The following is a 7768-nucleotide window of genomic DNA, read 5'->3' on the forward strand; positions in this document are numbered from 1 at the left end:
GTGCAGCCGGCGTCGCACTCCTGCTCGCGGGCGCCGTGGGCTGCGGGGACGCCGGGGGGCTGGAGGGGGCCGGGGCGACGCCGACGGCCGTCGGGCCGGCTCGGCTGTGGCCCGAGCTGACGCCGGCGTCCAGTCCGGCCTTCGAGATCGGCGAGGTGAACACCGAGGTGGTCAAGGGCGTCAAGGTGCCCGGCGACGACATCCGCCGGGTGGACCCGGTCGGGGTCGTCCGGGCCGAGATCGCCGCGAGCCCGGGCGACTACGCCGGCGACAAGGCGCCCTACCGCGACACGAACCGCCGGATGGCCGACTGCGGCAAGGGCCCGGAGCGCGGACGGTGCCCGGTGCTCAGGCCGTACTACCGGGACCTGACCGGTGACGGGCGTGACGACCTGACGCTGGGCTTCCGGCTGCTGCCCGGCAAGACCACCGCGGTGCGCGTCTACACCGTGGAGAAGCACCGGCTGACGCAGGTGATGGCCTGGGAGGACGCGCTCAGCGGCGTCGAGCTGGCGGGGCGTTCCCTCGTCATCCGTTCGCCGTCCGAGGTGGCGGGCTACGAGTACCGCCTCCAGTGGACCTGGGACCGGGACCAGCGGGCCATGCTCCTCACCCAGGACGAGATGCTGCGCACCGGACCGCGGACGCACTCCCGGCACCCCTCCGCCACGCCCTCCGGCTCCCCGTCCGTCTCCCCCACCGTCTCCCCCTCGGCGAGCACCGGATGAGACCCGCGCTCCCCCAGTGGTCCGGGACGCTCGCCGCGAAGGCCGCCGCCTTCATCACCGTGATGTGCTGCGCGCTGGCCGCCCTGCTCGGCGTCCTGGTGCACGTACAGGTGACGAACCAGACCGTCGGCCAGGCCCGCGACCAGGCGTTGCAGCGGCTGACGCAGGCGGCGGAGCGGTACGAGGCCGGGGACGCGCTCAAGCGTGGCGGCGGCGTGGATCCCCCGGGTCTGCCCCCGCCGCTGCGGAACCTGGCGGTCTCCGGCGACCGCGGCACCATGGTCGCCGACTTCGAGGGGCGCCCCACGATGTGGGCGGCCGGGCCCGCCGACGGCGACCGGGCCCTGGCCGTGGCGGTCGACTACTCCCAGCAGGCCCGCACCATCGCGGGCCTGGACCGGGCGATCCTGTGGTCGTCGGGGCTGGCGATCGGGGCGACGCTGCTGGTCGGGGCGTTCGCGGTGACGCGGGTGACGCGGCGGCTGCACACCACGGCGCTGGTGGCCCGGCGGATCAGCGCGGGCGACCTGGACGCGCGCGTGAACGACCCCCGTACGGACCCCCGGACGAAGGCCCCGGCGCGCCCGCAGGACGAGGTGGCCGCGGTCGCCGCCGCGCTGGACTCCATGGCGTCGTCGCTGCAGGGCAAGCTGCTCGCCGAGCAGCGGTTCACCGCGGACGTGGCACACGAGCTGCGCACGCCGCTCACCGGGCTGCACGCAGCGGCCGAACTGCTGCCGCCGGGCCGCCCGACCGAGCTGGTGCGGGACCGGGTGGCGGCCCTGCGCACCCTCACCGAGGACCTGCTGGAGATCTCCCGGCTGGACACCGGCCGGGAGCGGCTGGAGCTGGACACCGAGCAGTTGGGGCCGCTGGCCGAGCGGGTGGTGCGGGGCGCGGGGAGCGACACGGAGGTCCGGGTCGTACGGGATGTGGCCGTGGAGACGGACCGGCGGCGGCTGGAGCGGGTGCTGGGCAATCTCGTGGCGAACGCGCACAAGCACGGGCGGGGGCCGGTCGTCGTGACCGTGGACGGGCCGGTGGTCACCGTCCGGGACCACGGGGACGGTTTTCCGGAGTACCTGGTGGTGCACGGGCCGCAGCGGTTCCGTACGGAGGGCGGTGCCAAGGGGCACGGCCTGGGGCTGACGATCGCGCTGGGGCAGGCCGAGGTGCTGGGGGCCCGGCTGGAGTTCGCGAATGCGGCGGACGGTGGTGCAGTGGCGACGCTCAGGGTGCCGACGGAGTGAGGGCTCGGGGCTGCGGGTCGTGGTCCGTCCACGGGTCGTTCGTGGTTGTTCGTGCGGTTGCCCGCGTCCCTTCAGGGCGCTCCCCCTATGGCCCACTGTGACGGGCGGGGGCCATCGGGCGCTCCTAATGTGGCGGTTAGTCAGCTTTGACACTCCTGCTCCACATGGAGGTAACCCCCATGCGCCTGCGCTCCTCACTCACCAGCCGCCTCTCCATAGCAGCCGCCGCGGGCATCCTCGCGGCCACGGCAGCCGTCACCCCCGCCGTCGCGGACGACGACTGGGGCGCAGGGGGCGACCAGTCCAGCGGAAACGACTGGAACTCGGGCGGCAACGGCAACAACGACTGGAACGGCGGCGGCAACGGCGACCACCACCACCGCGACCCACGCACCACCCGGGGCGTCGTCACGGCGAACACCCTGGCGCTGCGCAGCGCGCCCAACCGCGGCTCACAGATCATCCGGTTCGCCCACCGAGGCGACGTCGTCTCCATCTTCTGCAAGTGGGAAGGCGAGAGCGTGCAGGGCAATCCCACCTGGTACCTCCTGACGGACGGCACCTGGGCCTGGGGCTCGGCCCGCTTCATCGACCCCATCGACCGCAAGCCACGCCGGTGCTGACTATCGGGCAATCAGAAGCACACCACACGCCTCATTTGGTTAGATTCCGGACATGAGCAAGGCCGGAATCATCGTGGCGACGGCGGACCCGCCCGCACCCGCCGTCCGCCGCCTCCCCCGGCGCCGTGGCATCGAGCTCGCCCTCATCGTCCTGGCCGTACTGCTGTCCGTGTACGGCTACTGCGCCGTGGGCCTCGCCCAGCACGACGCCCTCCCGCCCGGTGCGGCCGGCTACGGCGCCGGGCTCGGCGTGCTCGCGCTGCTGGCGCATCTCGCCGTGCGCCTGCGGGCCCCGCACGCCGACCCGCTCCTCCTGCCCATCGGCGTGCTGCTCAACGGGCTCGGCCTGGTGCTCATCTACCGGCTCGACCTGGAGACCCCGGGCGACCGGGCGGCGCCGGCCCAGCTGATCTGGTCGACGCTGGGCGTGGCGCTGTTCATCCTGGTCGTCCTCCTGCTGCGGGACCACCGGGTGCTCCAGCGCTACACGTACGTCTGTGTCGTGGCCGCGCTGGTGCTGCTCACGCTGCCGATCCTGTTCCCGGCGGTGAACGGCGCCCGCATCTGGATCCGGATCGCCGGGTTCTCCATCCAGCCGGGCGAGTTCGCGAAGGTGCTGCTGGCGGTGTTCTTCGCCGCGTATCTGGCCGCGAACCGCAACGCCCTCGCCTACACCGGCCGGCACGTCTGGAAGCTCCAGTTGCCCACCGGCCGGGTCCTCGGCCCGATCGTCGCCGTCTGGCTGGTGAGCGTCGGCGTCCTGGTCCTGGAACGGGACCTCGGGACCTCGCTGCTCTTCTTCGGCCTGTTCGTCGTCCTGCTCTACGTCGCCACCGGCCGCACCGGCTGGATCGCGGTCGGTCTGCTGCTGGCCGCGCTGGGGGCGGTCGCCGTCGGCCGGCTGGAGCCGCACGTGCACAGCAGGATCGAGACGTGGCTGCACCCGTTCGCCTCGATCGAGGCGGGCGAGGGCCCCAACCAGCTGGCCCAGTCCCTGTTCGCCTTCGCGGAGGGCGGCGTGCTCGGCACCGGTCTCGGGCTCGGTCACTCGGTCCTCATCGGATTCGCCGTGAAGTCGGACTTCATCCTGGCCACGGCGGGCGAGGAGCTCGGCCTGGCGGGCCTGTCCGCGATCTTCCTCCTCTACGGCCTGCTGGTGGAGCGCGGCTACCGGGCCGGCCTCGCCCTGCGCGAGCCCTTCGGGCGGCTGCTCGCCGTCGGCCTCGCCTCGCTGGTGGCGCTCCAGGTGTTCGTGATCGCGGGCGGGGTGACCGGCCTGATCCCGCTGACCGGCATGGCGATGCCGTTCCTGGCACAGGGCGGCTCGTCGGTGGTGACCAACTGGTCGATCGTGGCACTGCTGGTGCGGGTCAGCGACTCGGCACGCCGTCAGCACGACGGGCCGGACACCCGGTGACGCGGCACATCCGGCACGCCGGCGTCTTCTGCGCCCTGCTGCTGGTGGCGCTGCTGCTGAACGCCGCCCGCGTCCAGGTCGTCCAGGCCCCGGCGTACGACGGGAACCCCGCCAATCGCCGCCCGGAGATCTTCCGTTACGGGCAGCCGCGCGGCGACATCCTGGTCGACGGCCGGCCCGTCACCGGCTCGAAGGACACCCGCGAGCACCTGCGCTACGAACGGACCTACACGGACGGCCCGTTGTACGCGCCGGTCACGGGTTTCGCCTCCCAGCTGTACGGGACGACGCTCCTGGAGAAGGCCGAGGACGGCATCCTGTCCGGCACGGACCCGATGCTCGCGCCGTTCCCGCTGTGGAACGACTTCACGCGCGCACGCAGCCGCGGCGGCGACGTCGTGACGACCATCGACCCGGCCGCACAACGGGCGGCGTACGAGGGACTTGCCGGGCGCAAGGGCGCGGTGGCGGCGCTGGAGCCGTCGACCGGCCGGATCCTGGCCCTGGTGTCCGCCCCCTCCTACGACCCCCAGCCGCTGTCCGGCAACGGGGCCGCGGCGGCCCGGGCGTGGAAGCGGCTGAACGCCGACCGGGACCGCCCGATGCTCAACCGGGCGGTACGGCAGACGTATCCGCCGGGTTCGACGTTCAAGGTCGTCACCGCTGCCGCCGCGCTGGACGCCGGCGTGGTCACGGATCTCGACGCGCCGACGGACTCCCCCGACCCGTACACCCCGCCCGGGACGCGGACCCGCCTGACGAACGCCTCCCGCGGCTGCCGGGACGCCTCGGTGCGCGAGGCCTTCACCCTCTCCTGCAACACGGTGTTCGCCAAGCTCGGCGTGGAGGTGGGCGCGACGGACATGACGGCCACGGCCCAGGCCTTCGGCTTCAACAACCCCGCGCTGCGGATCCCCTTCCCGGTGGCCCGCTCCACCTTCGACACCTCGCTCGACGAGGCCCAGCTCGCCCTGTCGTCGATCGGCCAGTACAACACCCGTGCCACACCGCTCCAGATGGCGATGGTCGCGGCGGCCGTCGCCAACGGCGGTCAGCTCCGGGAGCCGTACCTGGTGGAGCGCACGACACGACCGGGCGGCAGCACCCTCGCGACGGCCGGCTCACGCGCGGTCCGCCAGGCGATGTACCCCTCGACCGCGGTCCGGCTGCGCGCGCTGATGCGGGAGGTGGTCGAGGACGGCACCGGACGCCGGGCGGCGATCCGCGGCGCCAAGGTCGGCGGCAAGACCGGCACCGCCCAGCACGGCCTCGGCAACTCCGGTACGCCGTACGCCTGGTTCGTCTCCTGGGCCCAGGGCGACGGTGATCTGGAGCCGCGGGTGGCGGTCGCGGTCGTCGTGGAGGAAGCGGAGGCGGACCGCGGGGACATCAGCGGCGGCGGCGACGCGGCGCCGATCGCCCGGGCGGTGATGAAAGCGGTGCTCGGGTCCCGCTGATCAGTCTCCCCCACACGGGCGCTGCCGGTTCTTCGGCGCGCCCGAAGTAGACACCGGGTCAACAAGTGGCGCACAGGGGATTGACGGCCTTGCTGACAGGCAGTCTCATAAGGGGGACAGTGACGTGTGCACAACGAGGTGGGCAGCCATGACGACCCTGACGGAAGCCGACGCGCTCGACGGCCTGCGCGATGCCCTGGGCCTGCTGAAGGACCGGGAGCAGGTGGCCCAGCGGCTGCTCGACTCCTCCGCCAAGCACTCCTTCGACCCGGACAAGGAACTGGACTGGGACGCGCCCTTCGAGGAGGGCAAGTGGTTCTGGCCGCCGGAGCTGGTCTCGCTCTACGACACCCCGCTGTGGAAGCGGATGAGCGAGGAGCAGCGGATCCTGCTCTCCCAGCACGAGGCGGCGGCGCTGGCCTCACTCGGCATCTGGTTCGAGATCATCCTCATGCAGCTGCTGGTCCGGCACATCTACGACAAGGCGGCGACGAGCGCGCACGTGCGCTACGCCCTCACCGAGATCGAGGACGAGTGCCGGCACTCCAAGATGTTCGCCCGGCTGATATCCCACGGTGGCACGCCCTGGTACCCGGTCAGCCGCGTCCACCAGCACCTGGGCCGCCTGTTCAAGACCATCTCGACCACCCCGGGTTCCTTCACCGCGACGCTCCTCGGCGAGGAGGTCCTCGACTGGATGCAGCGTCTGACGTTCCCCGACGAGCGGGTCCAGCCCCTCATCCGCGGTGTCACCCGCATCCACGTGGTGGAGGAGGCCCGCCACGTCCGCTACGCCCGCGAGGAGCTCCGCCGCCAGATGGTGACGGCCCCCAAGTGGTCCCAGGAGTTCACCCGCATCACCTCCGGTGAGTTCGCCCGGGTGTTCTCGGTGGCCTTCGTGAACCCCGAGGTCTACACGAACGTGGGCCTGGACCAGCGGGAGGCTCTCGCGCAGGTACGGGCGAGCGGGCATCGGCGCGAGGTCATGCAGACCGGGTCCAAGCGGTTGACGGACTTCCTCGACGACATCGGGGTGTTGCGGGGCGTGGGGCGGCGGCTGTGGAAGTCGTCGGGGCTGCTGGCCTAGGAGCCCGACCCGGCCACGTCATGTCCATGCAGGGTGGCTACTGTCCTCCTTGAACTCGTCACCCTCCGTGGCCCCAAGGAGATCACCACCGCATGTCCCCCCACACCACTCGCCTCGTAGGGCTGCCGCGCCTCAAGGCCGCCGCCCTCGGGGTCACGACCGCCCTCGCCCTGACCGCGTGCGGCGGTCAGGCCGCCTCGGACTCCGGCGCCGATGACACCCCGCAGGGCGTGGTCACCCGGGCCGCCGCCAAGAAGATCGCCGACCGCTACGAGGAGGTCAACAACAAGGCCAACGCGGCACAGGACGACAAGCTCCTGGGGACGGTCGAGGCGGGTCAGGTCTACGCGATGGACCAGGCCACCTACACCCTCTTCGACACCTGGCCGGAGAAGGAGCAGAAGGCCTACACCAAGCCCTTCTCCTACCAGGACCGCGAGTTCCTCATCCCCGAGAAGGGCACCGCCACCTGGTTCGCCGTCCGGGCCAAGTCCAGCGAGAACGGCGACAACAGCGTGCTGCTGGTCTTCGACAAGGTCGGCGGCACGTACAAGATGGTGCTGTCCCTGTGGGCCGACAGCGGCGAGCCCCTGCCGAAGCTCGCCATCGACCGTCACGGCTTCGCCGAGGCCGTCGACCCCGACACCAAGGTCGGCAAGCTCGCCCCCTCCGAGGTCGGCGCCGCCTACGAGGACTTCCTGGAGACCGGCGGCAAGAAGGAGGGCAAGGCCCTGACCTCCACGAAGCCGGTCGAGAACGCCGAGCAGACCTACCAGCGGAGCAGCACCGAGGGCGCGGCCGACGGCAAGGCCACCGAGAAGTTCTTCACCAAGACCCCGGCCGACCCGAGCGTGTACGCCCTGCGCACCGCCGACGGCGGCGTCCTCGCCCTGTTCCCGGCCGCCCACAAGCAGGAATCCCTGCTGAAGGAGTCCTACCGCTCCATCGCAAGTCTCGTCCCCAACGACGAACAGTCCGCCCTCGGCGCCACCAGGGGCGCCCTCATCACCGACACGTTCGAAGGCCAGGGCCTGGCCGAACTGACGACGAAGACCGCCCGCATCACGGCCGTCGACTTCCAGCACGTGGACGCCCGCTAGGAGGCTGCCCCACTCGGCCGCACCCGCGTACACACCGAAGGAGACGTGTCGGGGGGTGTCCGCCCGCAGCGGTCGGCGCGTCAACGGACAGTCAGTCGGCGTCCGG

At 72.1% G+C, this 7768-nt stretch carries 7 protein-coding genes; all 7 read left to right on the forward strand.

Annotation, left to right across the window (positions count from 1 at the left end; genetic code table 11):
* Positions 1-20: 20 nt before the first annotated feature.
* The 7 genes from GTY47_RS35425 to GTY47_RS35455 all read left to right on the forward strand — a co-directional run bounded on the left by GTY47_RS35425 (position 21) and on the right by GTY47_RS35455 (position 7662).
* A complete protein-coding gene (locus GTY47_RS35425; protein ID WP_050810242.1) occupies positions 21-728 on the forward strand; it encodes a hypothetical protein in 708 nt (235 codons plus the stop codon).
* Positions 725-1978: a HAMP domain-containing sensor histidine kinase gene (locus GTY47_RS35430; protein WP_010040319.1), complete on the forward strand. Its 1254-nt coding sequence runs from the start codon at positions 725-727 to the stop codon at positions 1976-1978. The genes GTY47_RS35425 and GTY47_RS35430 overlap by 4 nt, the downstream gene beginning before the upstream one ends.
* Positions 1979-2142: 164 nt before the next feature.
* The gene (locus tag GTY47_RS35435) at positions 2143-2601 is read left to right on the forward strand and encodes an SH3 domain-containing protein (RefSeq protein ID WP_040903248.1); all 459 of its coding nucleotides are present in this window, start codon (positions 2143-2145) and stop codon (positions 2599-2601) included.
* A 52-nt stretch (positions 2602-2653) separates the two neighbouring features.
* Positions 2654-4018 carry an FtsW/RodA/SpoVE family cell cycle protein gene (locus GTY47_RS35440; protein WP_010040323.1) on the forward strand — a complete coding sequence of 455 codons (1365 nt, stop codon included), beginning with the start codon at positions 2654-2656 and terminating at the stop codon, positions 4016-4018.
* Positions 4015-5475: a penicillin-binding transpeptidase domain-containing protein gene (locus GTY47_RS35445; RefSeq protein WP_010040325.1), complete on the forward strand. Its 1461-nt coding sequence runs from the start codon at positions 4015-4017 to the stop codon at positions 5473-5475. Before GTY47_RS35440 ends, GTY47_RS35445 begins: the two co-directional genes overlap by 4 nt.
* A 148-nt stretch (positions 5476-5623) precedes the next feature.
* A complete protein-coding gene (locus tag GTY47_RS35450; protein WP_010040330.1) occupies positions 5624-6562 on the forward strand; it encodes a diiron oxygenase in 939 nt (312 codons plus the stop codon).
* 92 nt (positions 6563-6654) lie between these two features.
* The gene (locus tag GTY47_RS35455; protein WP_010040333.1) at positions 6655-7662 is read left to right on the forward strand and encodes a hypothetical protein; all 1008 of its coding nucleotides are present in this window, start codon (positions 6655-6657) and stop codon (positions 7660-7662) included.
* The last annotated feature ends 106 nt before the right edge of the window (positions 7663-7768 follow it).

It is taken from the genome of Streptomyces sp. SID5464, assembly GCF_009862985.1.
Taxonomy (GTDB): Bacteria; Actinomycetota; Actinomycetes; order Streptomycetales; family Streptomycetaceae; genus Streptomyces; species Streptomyces chartreusis_D.